Origin of the sequence: Streptomyces sp. NPDC035033 (assembly GCF_040636735.1) — a bacterium.
Lineage (GTDB): Bacteria > Actinomycetota > Actinomycetes > Streptomycetales > Streptomycetaceae > Streptomyces.
The window spans coordinates 35,308-51,601 of sequence record NZ_JBEZUZ010000053.1 but is presented as its reverse complement, the minus strand read 5'-3'; the positions used below and the strand labels follow the sequence as shown (position 1 = coordinate 51,601).

General features: G+C 73.1%; 15 protein-coding genes. 1 reads left to right on the top strand and 14 read right to left on the bottom strand.

The genetic code is table 11. From position 1 onward, the window contains the following. Positions 1-517: 517 nt before the first annotated feature. The 11 genes from aroQ to AB0E83_RS21615 all read right to left on the bottom strand — a co-directional run bounded on the left by aroQ (position 518) and on the right by AB0E83_RS21615 (position 10,780). A complete protein-coding gene (aroQ, locus tag AB0E83_RS21665) occupies positions 518-970 on the bottom strand; it encodes a type II 3-dehydroquinate dehydratase (protein ID WP_362114098.1) in 453 nt (150 codons plus the stop codon). After that, complete coding sequence (aroB, locus tag AB0E83_RS21660) at positions 967-2,064, bottom strand: 3-dehydroquinate synthase (RefSeq protein WP_362114095.1); 1,098 nt, start codon at positions 2,062-2,064, stop codon at positions 967-969. The genes aroQ and aroB overlap by 4 nt, the downstream gene beginning before the upstream one ends. After that, positions 2,061-2,579: a shikimate kinase gene (locus AB0E83_RS21655; RefSeq protein WP_362114092.1), complete on the bottom strand. Its 519-nt coding sequence runs from the start codon at positions 2,577-2,579 to the stop codon at positions 2,061-2,063. The genes aroB and AB0E83_RS21655 overlap by 4 nt, the downstream gene beginning before the upstream one ends. Then, complete coding sequence (gene aroC / locus AB0E83_RS21650) at positions 2,576-3,760, bottom strand: chorismate synthase (protein WP_362114089.1); 1,185 nt, start codon at positions 3,758-3,760, stop codon at positions 2,576-2,578. The genes AB0E83_RS21655 and aroC overlap by 4 nt, the downstream gene beginning before the upstream one ends. 113 nt (positions 3,761-3,873) lie before the next feature. Next, positions 3,874-4,101, bottom strand: a complete 228-nt coding sequence (locus AB0E83_RS21645) for a hypothetical protein (RefSeq protein WP_362114086.1) — start codon at positions 4,099-4,101, stop codon at positions 3,874-3,876. 51 nt (positions 4,102-4,152) lie between these two features. After that, the gene (locus AB0E83_RS21640; protein ID WP_362114083.1) at positions 4,153-4,995 is read right to left on the bottom strand and encodes a shikimate dehydrogenase; all 843 of its coding nucleotides are present in this window, start codon (positions 4,993-4,995) and stop codon (positions 4,153-4,155) included. After that, on the bottom strand, positions 4,976-6,748 hold the full coding sequence (mltG, locus tag AB0E83_RS21635) for an endolytic transglycosylase MltG (protein ID WP_362114080.1): 1,773 nt from the start codon (positions 6,746-6,748) through the stop codon (positions 4,976-4,978). The genes AB0E83_RS21640 and mltG overlap by 20 nt, the downstream gene beginning before the upstream one ends. Positions 6,749-6,849: 101 nt before the next feature. Beyond that, the gene (gene ruvX, locus AB0E83_RS21630) at positions 6,850-7,314 is read right to left on the bottom strand and encodes a Holliday junction resolvase RuvX (protein WP_362114108.1); all 465 of its coding nucleotides are present in this window, start codon (positions 7,312-7,314) and stop codon (positions 6,850-6,852) included. A 2-nt stretch (positions 7,315-7,316) separates the two neighbouring features. Further along, positions 7,317-9,986 carry an alanine--tRNA ligase gene (gene alaS, locus AB0E83_RS21625; RefSeq protein WP_362114077.1) on the bottom strand — a complete coding sequence of 890 codons (2,670 nt, stop codon included), beginning with the start codon at positions 9,984-9,986 and terminating at the stop codon, positions 7,317-7,319. After that, the gene (locus tag AB0E83_RS21620; RefSeq protein ID WP_362114074.1) at positions 9,986-10,336 is read right to left on the bottom strand and encodes a DUF6167 family protein; all 351 of its coding nucleotides are present in this window, start codon (positions 10,334-10,336) and stop codon (positions 9,986-9,988) included. The genes alaS and AB0E83_RS21620 overlap by 1 nt, the downstream gene beginning before the upstream one ends. Before the next feature lie 6 nt (positions 10,337-10,342). Further along, on the bottom strand, positions 10,343-10,780 hold the full coding sequence (locus tag AB0E83_RS21615; protein WP_362114071.1) for a DUF948 domain-containing protein: 438 nt from the start codon (positions 10,778-10,780) through the stop codon (positions 10,343-10,345). Positions 10,781-10,948: 168 nt separating this feature from the next. Here AB0E83_RS21615 and AB0E83_RS21610 point away from each other — a divergent pair, with 168 nt between their 5' ends. Further along, positions 10,949-13,108: a regulator gene (locus AB0E83_RS21610; protein ID WP_362114068.1), complete on the top strand. Its 2,160-nt coding sequence runs from the start codon at positions 10,949-10,951 to the stop codon at positions 13,106-13,108. 34 nt (positions 13,109-13,142) lie between these two features. Here AB0E83_RS21610 and rpsD read toward each other — a convergent pair whose 3' ends face one another. The 3 genes from rpsD to AB0E83_RS21595 all read right to left on the bottom strand — a co-directional run bounded on the left by rpsD (position 13,143) and on the right by AB0E83_RS21595 (position 16,177). Further along, on the bottom strand, positions 13,143-13,757 hold the full coding sequence (rpsD, locus tag AB0E83_RS21605) for a 30S ribosomal protein S4 (RefSeq protein WP_362114065.1): 615 nt from the start codon (positions 13,755-13,757) through the stop codon (positions 13,143-13,145). Between the two features lie 370 nt (positions 13,758-14,127). Continuing rightward, positions 14,128-15,480 carry a replication-associated recombination protein A gene (locus AB0E83_RS21600; RefSeq protein WP_362114105.1) on the bottom strand — a complete coding sequence of 451 codons (1,353 nt, stop codon included), beginning with the start codon at positions 15,478-15,480 and terminating at the stop codon, positions 14,128-14,130. Positions 15,481-15,526: 46 nt separating this feature from the next. After that, a complete protein-coding gene (locus AB0E83_RS21595) occupies positions 15,527-16,177 on the bottom strand; it encodes a vitamin K epoxide reductase family protein (RefSeq protein ID WP_362114062.1) in 651 nt (216 codons plus the stop codon). Positions 16,178-16,294: the final 117 nt, after the last annotated feature.

The window sequence follows — 16,294 nt, the reverse complement described above, 5'->3', positions numbered from 1 at the left end:
GTACGGCGGGGTGCACCCCGAGCCGTCCGCCGGGCGCGCCGGACGGCGGCCCCGGGTAGGGCGCGGCCTGCGGGGGCGGGGGTACGGGGCCGTGTCCGCCGGCCTGGTGCGGGCCGGGCATCGGCCCCGGCCGCTCGGGCGGTGGCAGCGGTCCCCCCACTGCGTGCTGCATCCGGTGCCACTCCGTCTCGTCGGCCTGGTGCGTCGGTGAGGGCGCCCGGTTCGGTGCCGTCGTCGGCCCCGCTCCGGTCGCCCGGGGATGCCAAAACGTTACCTCCCCGTCCCCCCGCTCGGGGAACGGGTGGGCCCCGCCGAACGTGCCCCGCGCCGGGGAGGGGCGGCACCGCACCGGCGGCCGCCCCTGACCCGCGGACCGGCCCGACCCGCGGACCGGCCCGGCGTACCGGCCCGGGCGGGTCCGTCGTACCGACCCCGCCCGAGGCCCGTGCGCACGGCCCCGGACGCATGACCCCGGGCACACGGCCCCGAGACCCGGAACTCCGGGCCCGGGGGCCGCTCAGCCCTTCGTGTCGAGTTCCTCGGCGAGGGCGCGCAGGGCGAGCCGGTAGGAGCCGATGCCGAAGCCGGCGACGGTGCCGGTCGCCACGGCGGCCACCACGGAGGTGTGCCGGAACTCCTCACGGGTGTACGGGTTCGAGATGTGCACCTCGATCAGCGGGGCGGTGCGCTGCGCGGCGGCGTCCCGCATCCCGTACGAGTAGTGCGTGAAGGCGCCCGGGTTGAGCACGACGGGGACGCGCCCGTCGGCCGCCTCGTGCAGCCAGCGGATCATCTCGCCCTCGTCGTTGGTCTCGCGGACCTCGACGGCGAAGCCGAGTTCGGCGCCGAGGGTCCGACAGGACTCGACGAGCCCCTGGTAGGAGGTGGCGCCGTAGATGTCGGGCTCGCGCGAGCCCAGCCGGCCGAGGTTCGGCCCGTTCAGCACCAGGACGCGACGCGGTTCGCTCATCCGGAGACCTCCCCGTACGCGGCGACGAGGACGGCCGGGTCGGGGCCCTCCAGGACGGAGGGCTTGGCGAGCCCGTCGAGGACGATGAAGCGCAGCAGGTCGCCGCGGGACTTCTTGTCCACCTTCATCGTCTCCAGGAGCTTGGGCCACTGGTCGCCGCGGTAGGTGAGCGGCAGGCCGACGGACTCCAGGACCGCGCGGTGCCGGTCGGCGGTGGCGTCGTCGAGTCGGCCGGCGAGGCGGCCCAGCTCGGCGGCGAAGACCATGCCGACGGAGACGGCGGCGCCGTGGCGCCACTTGTACCGCTCGTTCTTCTCGATGGCGTGCGCGAGGGTGTGCCCGTAGTTGAGGATCTCGCGGCGGCCGGACTCCTTGAGGTCGCCGGAGACGACGTCGGCCTTGACCTGGATGGAGCGGACGATCAGCTCGGCGGTGTGCGGGCCGGCGGGCGTCCGGGCGGCCTGCGGGTCCTCCTCGATGAGGTCGAGGATCACCGGGTCGGCGATGAAACCGGCCTTGATGATCTCGGCGAGCCCGCTGACGAAGTCGTGCACCGGCAGCGACTCCAGCGCGGCGAGGTCGCAGAGGACCCCGGCCGGCGGGTGGAAGGCGCCGACGAGGTTCTTGCCCTCGGCGGTGTTGATCCCGGTCTTGCCGCCGACGGCGGCGTCGACCATGCCGAGGACGGTGGTCGGGACGGCGATCCAGCGGACGCCCCGCAGCCAGGTCGCGGCGACGAAGCCGGCCAGGTCGGTGGTGGCGCCGCCGCCGACGCCGACGATGACGTCGGTGCGGGTGAAGCCGGTCTGGCCGAGCGCCTTCCAGCAGTACGCGGCGACCTCGGCGGTCTTCGCCTCCTCGGCGTTCGGCACCTGGATGGCGACGGCCTCGTACCCCTGCTCGGCGAGGTCCTCGCGCAGCGCCTCACCGGTCTCGGCGAGCGCCTCGGGGTGGATGACGGCGACCCGCTTCGCCTTCTCGCCGATGAGGGCGGGCAGTTCGCCGAGCAGCTGCCGGCCGACCAGCACCTCGTACGGATCCGTGCCCGCGCTCCCGCCGACGCGGATGCGGGTCACTTCCTGGTCCGTGCTCATGCGTCCTTCAGCTCCAGTGCGTCGAGGACCGCCTCGGCGATCTCTTCGGGGGTGCGGGCGTCGGTGGCGACCACGACGCGCGCGACTTCTTCGTACAGGTGGCGCCGGGCCTCCATCAGCTCGCGCCACTGGCGGCGCGGGTTGACGGCGAGCAGCGGGCGGGCCGCGCCGAGCCCGACCCGTCGCACGGCCTCCTCGACGTCCATGGAGAGGTACGCGACGGGTCGGCCGGCCAGCAGGGCGCGGGTGTCGGCGTCGAGGATCGCGCCGCCGCCGAGGGCGAGGACGCCCTCGTGCTCGGCGAGGGCCCTGGCGACGGCGGCCTTCTCCAGGGCGCGGAAGTGCTCCTCGCCGTCCTCGACGAAGATGTCGGAGATCTCGCGGCCCTCGGCGGCGACGATGTCGGCGTCGGTGTCCCGGTAGGGCGCGCCGAGCCGTTCGGCCAGGAGCGCGCCCACCGTGGACTTGCCGGACCCCATCGGGCCGACGAGGACGACCAGGGGGCCGCCGGTCACCGGATGCGCAGGTGGTCGAGGTACGACTGCACGTTGCGGCGGGTCTCGGGGACCGAGTCGCCGCCGAACTTCTCGACGACGGCGTCGGCGAGGACGAGGGCGACCATGGCCTCGGCGACGATGCCGGCGGCCGGGACCGCGCAGACGTCGGAGCGCTGGTGGTGGGCCGCGGCGGCCTCGCCGGTGGCGACGTCGACGGTGGCGAGCGCGCGCGGGACGGTCGCGATCGGCTTCATCGCGGCGCGGACGCGCAGCAGCTCGCCGGTGCTGAGACCGCCCTCGGTGCCGCCGGAGCGGCCGGAGGTGCGGCGGATGCCCTCGTCGGTCCGCACGATCTCGTCGTGGGCCTGGGAGCCGGGCACCCGGGCGAGGTCGAAGCCGTCGCCGACCTCGACGCCCTTGATGGCCTGGATGCCCATGAGCGCGGCGGCGAGCCGGGCGTCGAGGCGCCGGTCCCAGTGCACGTGGGAGCCGAGGCCGACGGGCACGCCGTACGCGAGGACCTCGACGACGCCGCCGAGGGTGTCGCCGTCCTTGTGGGCCTGGTCGATCTCGGCGACCATCGCCTTCGACGCGTCGGCGTCGAGGCAGCGGACCGGGTCGGCGTCGAGCCGCTCGACGTCGGCGGGGGTCGGGTAGACGCCGTACGGCGCCTTGGCGGCGGCCAGTTCGACCACGTGGCTGACGATCTCGATGCCGGCGGCCTCCTTGAGGAAGGACCGGGCGACGGCGCCGAGGGCGACGCGGGCGGCGGTCTCACGGGCGCTGGCGCGCTCCAGGACCGGCCGGGCCTCGTCGAAGCCGTACTTCTGCATGCCGGCGAGGTCGGCGTGGCCGGGGCGGGGCCGGGTCAGCGGCGCGTTGCGGCCGGTCTCCTTGAGTTCGGAGGGGTCGACCGGGTCGGCCGACATGACCTTCTCCCACTTGGGCCACTCGGTGTTGCCGACCATCACGGCGATCGGCGACCCGAGGGAGAGCCCGTGCCGGACGCCGCCGAGGAAGGTGACCTCGTCCTGCTCGAACTTCATCCGGGCGCCGCGTCCATAGCCGAGGCGCCGCCGCGCGAGGTGGTCCGCCACCAGCTCCGTGGTGACCGGGACGCCGGCGGGAAGACCCTCCAGCGTCGCGACCAGCGCGGGTCCGTGGGATTCCCCAGCGGTCAGCCAACGCAACCTGCTCAACGATGCTCCTCATGCTCGCGCCTGGGCACTGCGACGGCAGGACCGGGCGCGCGGCCCTGACCCGCCACCCCTGATCCTCCCACGCCCGGGCCCTGGCCTCGGTCCCGGTCCAGCTATCGGACGCGCGCCGCGTCCTCGTGGACGGCGGCGGACGCCTCCGGCGCGTCGGCGGACCGCTTCCGCGACCAGCTGACGAAGCCGTACACCACGGTCAGCGCGAAGAGCCCGAGCACGGTCCAGCGCACCCAGGCGGGCAGCGAGCTGAAGAATCCCACGTACAGAAAGCGCACCACGTCGAAGGCGAAGTCCGCCTTCGACGCGAGCGTCACGTCCCCGTCCATCCCCGGTCTCCCCCGCGGTCGGTCCTGCGCGCCCCGCGCGGCCGGGCGGGGTCAGCGCGCGGCGAGCGCGGCCTCGCCGGCGGCGCGCATGGCGGCCAGCGGGGCCTTCGGGGTGCCCGTCATCTGCTCGACCTGGAGCACCGCCTGGTGGACCAGGAGGTCCAGGCCGCCGACGATCTTACCGCCGCGGTCGGACCAGGCGGCGGCGAGCGCGGTGGGCCAGGGGTCGTAGAGGACGTCGAAGAGGGTGCCGGGGCGGTCGGGGACGGCCGCCGCCAGGGCGTCGGTCGTGCCGGCCGGGGTCGTGGCGATCACCAGCGGGGCGGCGAGGGCCTCCGCCGCGTCGTCCCAGGCGGCCGTACGGACATCGACGCCGAGCCGGTCGCCCCAGCCGCGCATCTCCTCCGCCCGCGCCTCGCTGCGGACGTACGCCGTGACCGGGCCGGCGCAGACGCGGCCCAGCGCGGCGAGCGCGGAGGAGGCGGTGGCGCCCGCGCCGAGGATCGCCGCGGCCTCCACCTTCTCGACGCCCCGCTCGCGCAGGGCGGCGATCATGCCGGGGATGTCGGTGTTGTCGCCGACCCGGCGGCCGTCCTCGCGGAAGACCACCGTGTTGACCGCCTCCACCGCGGCCGCCGTGCCGCTGATCTCGTCGAGCAGCGGGATGATCGCCCGCTTGAGCGGCATGGTCAGCGACAGGCCGGCCCACGAGGGGTCGAGCCCCTCGACGAAGCCCGGCAGGGCCGCCTCGTCGATCTCGAAGCGGTCGTAGGACCAGTCGTCCAGCCCGAGTTCCGCGTACGCGGCCCGGTGGAGGACCGGGGAGAGCGAGTGCGCGATCGGCGAACCGAGGACGGCGGCGCGGCGGCCCGGGTCACTGGCCCGTGTTGGCATTGAACTTGTCCTTCAGTTTCAGGAAGTCGGCGTGGGTCCGGGCGAACTCGGTCTTGTTCATGCCGTCCGTGGCGACGAAGTAGATCCAGCCGTCGTTCGTCGGGTCGAGCATCGCGCCGAGGGCCTCGATGCCCGGGTTGCCGATCGGTCCCGGCGGCAGGCCCCGGTTCGTGTACGTGTTGTACGGGTCCTTGTTGGTGTGGGCCTCCTTCTCCGAGATCTTGATCTCGGACTGACCCTTGAGGTAGTTCAGCGAGGAGTCGAACTGCAGGAAACGGTTCGTCTCCGTGTTGTCCGGCTGGAGGCGGTTGTAGATGACCTCCGCCATCTTGCGGAAGTCGTCGTGCGTCTTGCCCTCCGCCTGCACCAGGCTCGCGACCGTCACGAGTTCCCAGGCGTTCTCGACGCCGTGCTTCTTCGCCTGGCCCTCCAGGTCCAGCTTCGCGTACTCCGCGTTCGCGCGGGTGACCATCTTCTTGAGGGCGTCCTCGGGCTTGCCGCCCTTGGCGACGGGGTAGCTCGCCGGGAAGAGGAATCCTTCCAGCGGGTCCTTCACGTCGTCGTGGTTCTTGGCCCAGTCGGGCAGGCCGAGCGAGTCGGCCTTCTCGAAGGCGATCTCCTTCGTGGTGCCGGGCTTGAGGCCGAGGCGGGTGTCGATCTGCTCGTACACCCAGGCGTTGCGCTTGCCCTCGGGGATGATCAGGTTGGCCTGGCTCGCCGGGTCGAGCATCAGCGCGACCGCGCTCTCCGCCGACATCTCCTTCTTCAGCGTGTAGGCGCCGGCCTGGATCGAGTTGCCCTTGGCGTTCTTCTGCTGCGCCGCGACGAAGGCGTCGACGCTCTTCACGACGCCGGCCTGCTTCAGGATGTTGCCGATCTCGTTGCCGAACGCGCCCTTGGGGATCTCGACCTGGACCTCGCCGGTGCCGGTGCCCGCGTAGTCGGGCGCCTCGCCGAACTGGCCCTGCCAGAACTGGTAGCCGAAGTAGCCGATGCCGCCGACGCCGCCGACGAGGACCGCGGCGACGACGAGGCAGGCCATGCCGTTCTTGCCCTTGCGTTTCCTCTCCTTGCCGCGGCGCTCGCGGTCGCGGTCGTCGCCGCGGCCGCCCCGGCCCCGGCGCGGGGACGGCTCGTCGTCCTCGTAGCCGTCCTCGTCGCCGTCACCGGTGAAGAAGGGGTGCGACTCCTCCGGCTCCCGCCGGGCGGGCTCGGGTTCGGGCTCCGGCTCCGGCTCCCAGTCGACGACCGGCTCCGGCGGCTGCTGCCGGCGGCCGGGCGGCTGGGGCGGCGGGTACGCCTCGGGGGTGCCGTAGAGGTCGGGCTGCTGGCCGCCGTACGGGTCGGCGGGCGGCGCGTTGTAGGCCATGGCGGCCTGGCCGGTCTCCCAGTTGCCGTCGTACGCCTGCTGGCCGCCGTACGTCTGTCCGGCCTGGCCGGGCGTGTCGTACCCCTGTTCCCAGCCGGTCTGCCCGTACGCCTGCGCCTGCGCCGGGTCGCCGTAGCCCTGCGCGTGCGGGTCGGCGTACCCCTGCTGCTGGTGCTGGTACGCGGCCTGCTGCTGGTACGGGTCGGCCCCGTAGCCCTGCTGGGCGTACGGGTCCGGGTAGGCCTGGCCGCCCTGCTGCGCGTCGTAGGGCGGCGCCTGGTGCGGCTGCTGGTACTGCTGCCGGCCCTCCCACCCCTGGTCCCCGTAGAGCGGGTCCGTGGGGTGCCACGGTTCGGAGCCGGGGCCCCGGCCATACTCAGTCATCGATCCCCAAACAGCCGCGAGGCTTCCGGACGATCCGCCTCTACGTAGTGCGGCAGTTGTTCGAACACCGCCGCAATGCGCGGAACGTTACCGTATCGCGATCAGATGATCGCTTCGACGCCCTCGCCGGGCGGATTACCTGACACCCGTTCGGACTCAAGAGCGTTCTGAAGGATGATCACAGCGGCGGCCTGGTCGATGACGGACCGGCCCTTCTTGGACTTCACCCCGGAGGCCCGCAGCCCCTGCGTCGCGGTCACCGTGGTCATCCGCTCGTCGACCAGCCGGACCGGCACCGGGGCGATCCCCTTCGCCATCTCCTTCGCGAAGGCGCGCACCTTGGCCGCGGCCGGGCCCTCCCGCCCGCTGAGCGAGCGGGGCAGGCCCACGACGACCTCGATCGGCTCGTACTCCTCGACGATCTGGCGGAGCCGCCGGTGGGCGGCCGGGACGTCGCGTCCCGGCACGGTCTCCACCGGCGTGGCGAGGACCCCGTCGGGGTCGCACGAGGCGACCCCGATCCGGGCGTCCCCGACGTCGACGGCGATCCGTCGTCCTCGGCGCATGGTCACGCGGTTTCCACGACCAGGCGCTCGACGGCGGCGATGGCCTCGCCGACGGCCTCCGGGTTCTGGCCGCCGCCCTGGGCGACGTCCGGCTTGCCGCCACCGCCGCCGCCGAGGGTCTTGGCGGCGGTGCGGACCAGCTCGCCGGCCTTGAGGCCGCGCTCGCGGGCGGCCTCGTTGGTGGCGATGACCGTGAGCGGCTTGCCGTTGGCCGTGGTGAACAGGGCCACGACGGCCGGGCGGTCGGACGGGATGCGGCCGCGCACGTCGAGGACCAGCTTGCGCAGGTCGTCGGCGCCGGTGCCGTCCGGGACCTGGCCGGTGACCAGGGCGACGCCCCGCACGTCCTTGGCGGAGTCGACCAGTCCGGCGGCGGCCTGGAGGACCTTCTCCGCGCGGAACTTCTCGATCTCCTTCTCGGCGTCCTTCAGCTTGCCGAGCATGGCGGCGATCTTCTCCGGCAGCTCCTCCGAGCGGCCCTTGACCAGCTCCTGGAGCTGGGCGACGACCGTGTGCTCGCGGGCGAGGAAGTTGTACGCGTCGACACCGACGAGGGCCTCGATGCGGCGCACGCCCGAGCCGATGGAGGACTCGCCGAGCAGCTTCACCAGACCCAGCTGGGCGGTGTTGTGGACGTGCGTGCCGCCGCACAGCTCCTTGGAGAAGTCGCCGATGGTGACGACGCGGACCTGCTCGCCGTACTTCTCGCCGAACTCGGCGATGGCGCCCTGGCGCTTGGCCTCGTCGATCGGCATGACCTCGGCGTGCACGTCGAGCTCGCGGGCGAGCACCTCGTTGATCTTCTGCTCGACGTCGGTGAGGACCGTGCCGGGGACGGCGTTCGGCGAGCCGAAGTCGAAGCGGAAGCGGCCGGGCGAGTTCTCGGAACCGGCCTGGGCGGCCGTCGGGCCGAGGGCGTCGCGCAGCGCCTGGTGGGTGAGGTGGGTGGCCGAGTGGGCGCGGGCGATGGCCCGGCGGCGGCGCACGTCGATGGTGGTGTAGGCGGTGGAGCCCACGGTCACCTCGCCGACCTGCACGGAGCCCTTGTGCACCGAGACGCCGGGGACCGGCTGCTGCACGTCGCGGACCTCGATCACGGCACCGGAGTGCAGCTTGATGCGGCCCTGGTCGGCGAGCTGGCCGCCGCCCTCGGCGTAGAAGGGGGTGCGGTCGAGGACGACCTCGACCTCGTCGCCCTCGGAGGCGGCCGGCGACGGGACGCCGTTCACCAGGAGGCCGACGACCGTGGACTCGCCCTCGGTGTTGGTGTAGCCGGTGAACTGGGTGGCGCCGGAGGTGTCGGCGATCTCGCGGTAGGCGGAGACGTCGGCGTGGCCGGTCTTCTTGGCCTTGGCGTCGGCCTTGGCGCGCTCCCGCTGCTCCTGCATCAGGCGGCGGAAGCCGGCCTCGTCCACGGAGAGGCCCTGCTCGGCGGCCATCTCCAGGGTGAGGTCGATCGGGAAGCCCCAGGTGTCGTGGAGCAGGAAGGCCTTCTCGCCGGCGAGGACGGTGCCGCCGGCGGCCTTGGTCTCGGTGACGGCGGTGTCGAGGATGTTGGTGCCGCCCTTGAGGGCCTTGAGGAACGCGGCCTCCTCGGCGAGGGCGACCGTCTCGATCCGCTTGCGGTCGGTCTCCAGCTCCGGGTACTGCTCGCCCATGGTCTTGATGACCGTGTCGACGAGCTCGCCGACGACCGGGCCGGTGGCGCCGAGCAGGCGCATGTTGCGGACGGCGCGGCGCATGATGCGGCGGAGCACGTAGCCGCGGCCCTCGTTGCCCGGGGTGACGCCGTCGCCGATGAGCATGACCGAGGTGCGCATGTGGTCGGCGACCACGCGCAGCGAGACGTCGCTGTCGTGGGCCTTGCCGTAGGCGACGCCGGTGAGCTCGGTGGCCTTGTCGATGACGACCTTGAGGGTGTCCGTCTCGTACATGTTCTGGACGCCCTGGAGGATCATCGCCAGGCGCTCCAGGCCGAGGCCCGTGTCGATGTTCTTCGACGGCAGCTCGCCGAGGATCGGGAAGTCCTCCTTGCCGGAGCCCTCGCCGCGCTCGTACTGCATGAAGACCAGGTTCCAGATCTCCACGTACCGCTCGTCGTTGACGGCCGGGCCGCCCTCGACGCCGAACTCGGGGCCGCGGTCGTAGTTGATCTCGGAGCACGGGCCGCACGGGCCGGGGACGCCCATGGACCAGTAGTTGTCCTTCTTGCCGAGGCGCTGGATGCGCTCGGCGGGGACGCCGACGACGTCGCGCCAGATGCGCTCGGCCTCGTCGTCCTCCAGGTAGACGGTGATCCAGAGCTTCTCCGGCTCAAGCCCGTAGCCGCCGTGCTCCACCGGGGTGGTCAGCAGCTCCCAGGCGAGCTTGATGGCGCCTTCCTTGAAGTAGTCGCCGAAGGAGAAGTTGCCGCACATCTGGAAGAAGGTGCCGTGCCGGGTGGTCTTGCCGACCTCTTCGATGTCGGGCGTGCGCACGCACTTCTGCACGCTGGAGGCGCGCGTGAAGGGCGGCTTGACCTCACCCAGGAAGTAGGGCTTGAAGGGCACCATGCCGGCGGGGACGAGCAGCAGAGTCGGGTCGTCCGCGATGAGCGACGCCGAAGGGACGACGGTGTGCCCGCGCTCCTCGAAGAAGCTCAGCCAGCGGCGGCGGATTTCAGCCGACTCCATCAGTGGTCCTCATTCCGGTTGTACGAGATCGTGCGGGACGAAAACGTGGTCGTGGTCTTGTGCGGGGTGGGGCCGAGGGCGGCCCGGCGACGGGACGGCGGGAGCTCCCGGTCCGCGGGGGGCGGTGCGTCGAGGCCGAGCGCCTCGCCCAGCTCGGCCTCCCGCTGGACCATGCCCGCCCTCACGTCGAGGGCGAAGTCCTTGAGCCGGTGGCCGGCGTCGATCGCCTTGTTCGCGGCCTGCGCCGCGAGGCTCTCGGGGGTCAGCTGCTGGATCTTGCGGTTGACCTTGGTGGTGGCCCAGACGCCGGCGGCTGCGCCGGCCGTGAACCAGAACGTGCGGCGGAACATCGCGGCTCAGCCCTTCTGCTTCCGGCGCCGTGCGGTGGGCACGGTACGGCCGACGATCACGGTACGCCGCCCGCCGGCGGGCGGCGCCTCCTCGCGGGACCGCTCGCGGCCGAGCGCCCGTCGGACCCCGTAGCCGAACGCGGCGACCTTGACGAGCGGGCCGCCGAAGGTGGAGGCGACGGTCGTCGAGAGCGCGGAGGCGTTGGCGGTGACCTCCTGGACGTCGGAGGCGATGGCGTCGACCCGGTCGAGCTGGGTCTGTGCCGAGCGGACCGTCGCCGACGCGTCGGCGAGCAGGGGGACGGCCTGTTCGGTCACGTCCGCCACCAGCTTGGTGGTCGCCCTGAGCGTCTGCGCCAGCCTCGCCAGCACCACGGCGAGGAAGGAGACGAGGATCGCCCAGAACACGGCCACCAGGATCCCGGCAACCTCTCCACCGGTCACTGCGCACCGCTCTCTGCTGTCGTCATCGGTCGTTGGGGTCCTGCGAAAAGTCGTTCCCCGAGCCTATCGCGCCGGGGCTGGGACGCCGTACCGCATTACCGCCCGCGGGCCGGGAGTTGCGCGATCGGATTGTACGGAGCGCGCGCGGGTGAGTACGCTCCGTGTCCCATGCGACGCAGCAATCTTCCCGCGGAGCTCAACCGGTTCGTGGGACGGGCCGGCGAGCGGGCCGAACTGGCCGCGCTCCTGGCCTCGTCACGCCTCGTCACGGTCCTGGGCGTGGGCGGGGTCGGCAAGACCCGGCTCGCCCTGAAGGTCGCGGGCGCGGTGCAGAAACGCTCCGGCGAGGAGGTGCGGCTCGCGGAGCTGGCGCCGCTGCGCGACCCCGGCCTGGTCGAGCACGCCCTGGTGGAGGCGCTCGGCCTGACCGACCACACGCTCCGCGCGCCGCGCCAGGTGCTGCTGGAGCACCTGGCCGAGCGCCGGCTGCTGCTCGTGCTCGACGGCTTCGAGCACCTGGTGGAGGTCTGCGCCCCGCTCGTCCGGGACCTGCTCGCGGCGGCCCCGGGGCTGACCGTGCTGGCCGCCGGCCGGCGGCCGCTGCGGATCCCCGGCGAGGCGGTGCTGACGCTGGCGCCGATGGACGAGCCGGACGCGCTCGCGCTGCTCGCCGAGCGGGCGGCCGGAGCGGGCGCGCCCGCGCTCGCGGACGACCGGGCCGTACGGGAGCTGTGCCGGCGGCTCGACGGGATCCCGCTCGCGCTCGAACTGGCCGCCGGACGGCTGCCGCTGCTGTCGGTGGAGCAGCTGCTGGCCCGGCTGGACGACCGCTTCCGGCTCCTCGGCGACGGCGGGCGGGGGGTCCTCCCCCGCCACCAGACGCTGCGCACCGCGATCGGCTGGAGCCACGAGCTGTGCACCCCCGGCGAGCGGCTGCTGTGGGCGCGCCTGTCGGTCTTCGCCGGGCCGTTCGACCTGGAGGCCGTGGAGTACGTGTGCTGCGGGCCGGACCTGCCGCAGGAGGCGGTCCTCGACCTGCTGGGCGGTCTGCTCGCGCAGTCGCTGGTGATCCGCGAGGACACGCCCGCGGGGCCGGGCTACCGGATGCTGGACACGGTGGCGGCGTACGGGGCGGAGTGGCTGGCGGCGCTCGGCGACACCGAGCGGATGCGGCGGCGGCACCGGGACTGGTACATGGGCCTGGCGACCTGGTGCGAGCTGGAGTGGTTCAGCCCCCGGCAGGCGGAGGTGGCGGTGCGGACGGACGCGGCGCTGCCGAACCTGCGGGCGGCGCTCGACGTCTGCCTGGAGCTGCCGGAGGACGCGCACCTGGCCCAGCACCTGGCGGGCACGCTGTGGTTCGCGTGGGTGGGGTGCGGGCGCCTCTCGGAGGGGCGGCACTGGCTGGAGCGGGCGGTGGCGCTGGAGTCGGGGCACGAGGAGGCGCGGCTGAAGGCGCTCTGGGTGCTCGGTTACGTGGCGATCCTCCAGGGCGACACGACGGCGGCCGTGGCGGCGCTGCACACCTGCCGGGAGCGGGCGCGGTCCTCGCGGAACCGGCTGGCGGAGGCGTACGCGACGCACCGGATGGGCTGTCTGGCGCTGCTCTCGGACGACTTCCCGCGCGCCGAGGAGCTGCTCGGCACGGCCCTGGACGCGTACGGGGAGCTCGGCGAGCTGAACAGCAACGTGCTGATGGGCCAGGTGGAGCTGGCGATGGCGCGGGCGTTCCAGGGCGATCTGGAGGGCGCGACGGCGATCTGCCGGGAGGTGCGGGAGGTCTGCGAGGAGCGCGGCGAGCGCTGGACCCGGGCGTACGCGCTCTACGTGCTGGCGTACTCGGCGTGGACGCGGGACGCGCTGCCGGAGGCGCGGGAGCTGCTGGTGGAGTGCCTGACGATCAACCACCTCTTCCGCGACCTGGTGGGGGTCGTGCTGGCGGTGGAGCTGCTCGCGCTGGTGACGATGAGCGAGGGCGATCCGGTGGAGGCGGCGGTGCTCCAGGGCGCGGCGCTGCCGATGTGGGACGCGGTGGGGATCCACCGCTTCGGGTCGGCCTCCTTCGACGGGCCGCGGGTGCTGTGCGCCGGGCGGGCGGTGGAGGAGCTGGGCGGCGAGCGGTACGAGGAGGCGTTCCGACTGGGGCAGGGGCTCGCGCTGGACGAGACGGTGGAGCGGGCGGTGGCCGGCCGGCCGGGCGCGGTCACGGACGGGCGGCCGGGGGCGGCGGCGCCTCGGCCGTTCCGCACCGCGCGTCCGCCGGTGGTGCCGGGAACGCGGAAGCCCGCCGGCTCCCCCACCGGAAAGGGCGGGGAAGCGGCGGGCTGAGCACCGCGGGGGTGGGGTTCCCCCGGCCGCTGGATCAGCGGGCGTAGTACTCGACGACCAGCTGCTCGTCGCAGATGACCGGGATCTCCTTGCGGTTCGGCTCGCGGTCCAGGCGGAAGGCCAGGGCCTTCAGGTTGACCTGGAGGTAGCGCGGGGTCTCGCCGTCGGGGGCGAAGCCACCCTCGCGGGCGACCTGGAAGAGGGTCTTGGCGCGGGACTTCTCGCGGACCATCACGACGTCGTCGGGACGGACGCGGAAGGACGGCTTGTCGACCTTCTGGCCGTTGACCTGGATGTGGCCGTGGACGACCATCTGGCGGGCCTGGTAGATGGTGCGGGCGATGCCCGAACGCAGGACCAGGGCGTCGAGACGGCGCTCGAGCTCGACGACCAGCGCCTCGCCCGTCTTGCCCTCGGCCTTCTTGGCGCGGTCGTAGGCGCGCGCCATCTGGCGCTCGCTGATGTCGTACTGGGCACGCAGACGCTGCTTCTCGAGCAGACGGACCTTGTAGTCCGAGTTCTGCTTGCGGCCGCGGCCGTGCTCGCCCGGCGGGTAGGGACGGGCCTCGAAGTACTTGACGGCCTTCGGCGTCAGCGCGATGCCGAGGGCACGCGACTTCTTGACCTTGGGGCGGGCCTGGTTCGCCATGAACCAACCTCTCTATCTGAACGAATACGGCTTCACCAGTGGTTACGGAGGTCGCAATCCGCAGCCGGGAAAACCCGCCGGGCCCCGTGAGGGACCTGTCGGGCAGCCGCTTCCCGGTCTGGGCACGTACGTGCAGCACGCGAACGACCCACCGCCGGTCCCGGGAACCCGGGGGGTGGTGGGTGGCACGCGACACCATTCGAAGGTGCGCGACGCTCCTGGAAACCTGGCCCGGAGGCCGGGTCTCCGGCTGACTGTCCCGCTCTGGTGGCGCCGGCCGGGGCCGGACACGGGACGCAGCTATCCGGACCAGTGTACCGGCTCCGCGGAGCGCCACCGACCGGGGGCGTGTCCGCCGGGGGGGGGCGGGTCAGCCGCCGTCGCCCTTCAGGCGCTCGCGGACCTTCTCCACCACCTCCGCGTAGCGGGCCTCGGCGCCGTAGCGGGTGGGCTCGTAGTACCGCTTGCCGCGGAGGGCGTCGGGGGCGTACTGCTGGGCGGCGATCGCGCCGGGCACGTCGTGCGGGTAGACGTACCCCTGGGCGTGGCCGAGCTTGGCGGCGCCCTTGTAGTGGCCGTCGCGCAGGTGGGCCGGGACGGGGCCGGCGAGGCCGTTCCGGACGTCCTCGCGGGCGGCGAAGATCGCGTTGGTCGCCGCGTTCGACTTCGGGGCCAGGGCGAGGGCGATGGTGGCGTGGCTGAGGGTGAGGGCCGCCTCGGGGAAGCCGATCATGGCGACGGCCTGGGCGGCGGCGACGGCGAGCGGCAGCGCCTGCGGGTCGGCGAGGCCGATGTCCTCGCTCGCGGAGATCATCAGGCGGCGGGCGATGAAGCGGGGGTCCTCCCCCGCCTCGATCATGCGGGCCAGGTAGTGCAGGGCCGCGTCGACGTCGGAGCCGCGGATGGACTTGATGAGGGCGCTGGCGACGTCGTAGTGCTGGTCGCCGTCCCGGTCGTACGTCACGGCCGCGCGGTCGACGGCCTCCTCGACGGTCTGGAGGGTGATCTCCCGCTCGCCCTTGGCGAGGGCGCCGCCGGCGGCGGCCTCCAGGGCGGTGAGGGCGCGCCGGGCGTCGCCGCCGGCGATCCGCAGCAGGTGGGCGCGGGCGTCGTCGTGGAGGTCGACGGCGCCGCCGAGGCCGCGCTCCTCGGTGACGGCCCGGTCCATGAGGCCGCTGAGGTCCTCGTCGGTGAGCGGCTCCAGGGTGAGGAGCAGGGAGCGGGAGAGGAGCGGGGAGATCACCGAGAAGTACGGGTTCTCGGTGGTGGCGGCGATGAGGGTGACCCAGCGGTTCTCGACGGCGGGCAGCAGCGAGTCCTGCTGGGCCTTGGAGAAGCGGTGGATCTCGTCGAGGAAGAGGACGGTCTCCTTGCCGTAGCCGCCGGAGGCGCGGCGAGCGCCGTCGATGACGGCCCGGACCTCCTTGACGCCTGCGGTGATCGCGGAGAGCTCGACGAAGCGCTTGTCGGTGGCCTTGGAGACCACGTACGCGAGGGTGGTCTTGCCGATGCCGGGCGGGCCCCAGAGGATCACCGAGGAGGCGCCGGCGGGGCCGGTGCCCTCCCCGACGAGCCGCCGCAGCGGCGAGCCGGGCTTGAGCAGGTGGCGCTGGCCCACCACCTCGTCGAGGGTGCGGGGGCGCATCCGGACCGCCAGCGGGCTGCTGGACGGGTCCTTCTCCTGGCGTTCTTCGGCGGCTGCGGTAAAGAGGTCGGGCTCCACGTCCATGAAGCCTAGGTCACGCCACCGACAGGCCGGGGGCCGCCGGTCAGCTCGTCCAGAAGTCCCACCAGCGGGTCAGGACCAGCATGCCGATGATCCCGATGTGCAGGACGGGCAGGACCCAGGTGAACTCGGCGAAGAAGGTCCGCAGGCCGGCCGGGGCCGGGATCACCCCGCGGCGGACGTTGTGCGAGGTCACGTACCAGAACATGACGATGGTGGCGACCCAGGCGAGGCAGCACCACAGGCAGAGCGAGTTGATCTCGTACAGGGACTGCTGCATGAGCCAGGTGCAGAAGCCGACGCCGAAGAGGGTGCCGGCGTTGAGGCCGAGCCAGTACCAGCGGCGGTAGCGGGCGCCGGCGAGGAGGGCGACGCCGATGGCGATCACCATGCCGTAGGTGACCAGGCCGAGCATGGGGTTGGGGAAGCCGAAGACCGAGGCCTGCTCGCTCTTCATGATGTTCCCGCAGGACACGATGGGGTTGAGGCTGCACCCGGGGACGAAGTTCGGGTCCTCCAGGAGCTTGAACTTGTCGAGGGTGATCACCCAGGCGGCGAGCAGTCCGGCCGCCCCGGTGATCACCAGGAGCCAGGCGAGGCCCCTGCTCGCGCCGATCGTGCCGGCGGTGCCGATCCGGTCGTCCCCGGCCCCGTCCCGGTCGGACGCGACGCCGTCCACCGCTGCCTTCGCCATGTCGCCTTTTCCCTCGTTCGCGTCCGTCTGGGCAGGGCCATTCTGCAACACGGGGCCGTGTCCGCACCGTTCGCGGGAGATAAGGAAGGGCCCGGCCGCACGGGGCGGACCGGGCCC

Bases quoted from the DNA above. Each gene is read 5' to 3' on its own strand.
- aroQ (WP_362114098.1), bottom strand. From the start codon at position 970: ATGAGCGAACCGCGTCGCGTCCTGGTGCTGAACGGGCCGAACCTCGGC.
- aroB (WP_362114095.1), bottom strand. From the start codon at position 2,064: ATGAGCACGGACCAGGAAGTGACCCGCATCCGCGTCGGCGGGAGCGCG.
- AB0E83_RS21645 (WP_362114086.1), bottom strand. From the start codon at position 4,101: ATGGACGGGGACGTGACGCTCGCGTCGAAGGCGGACTTCGCCTTCGAC.
- AB0E83_RS21640 (WP_362114083.1), bottom strand. From the start codon at position 4,995: ATGCCAACACGGGCCAGTGACCCGGGCCGCCGCGCCGCCGTCCTCGGT.
- mltG (WP_362114080.1), bottom strand. From the start codon at position 6,748: ATGACTGAGTATGGCCGGGGCCCCGGCTCCGAACCGTGGCACCCCACG.
- ruvX (WP_362114108.1), bottom strand. From the start codon at position 7,314: ATGCGCCGAGGACGACGGATCGCCGTCGACGTCGGGGACGCCCGGATC.
- alaS (WP_362114077.1), bottom strand. From the start codon at position 9,986: ATGGAGTCGGCTGAAATCCGCCGCCGCTGGCTGAGCTTCTTCGAGGAG.
- AB0E83_RS21620 (WP_362114074.1), bottom strand. From the start codon at position 10,336: ATGTTCCGCCGCACGTTCTGGTTCACGGCCGGCGCAGCCGCCGGCGTC.
- AB0E83_RS21610 (WP_362114068.1), top strand. From the start codon at position 10,949: ATGCGACGCAGCAATCTTCCCGCGGAGCTCAACCGGTTCGTGGGACGG.
- rpsD (WP_362114065.1), bottom strand. From the start codon at position 13,757: ATGGCGAACCAGGCCCGCCCCAAGGTCAAGAAGTCGCGTGCCCTCGGC.
- AB0E83_RS21595 (WP_362114062.1), bottom strand. From the start codon at position 16,177: ATGGCGAAGGCAGCGGTGGACGGCGTCGCGTCCGACCGGGACGGGGCC.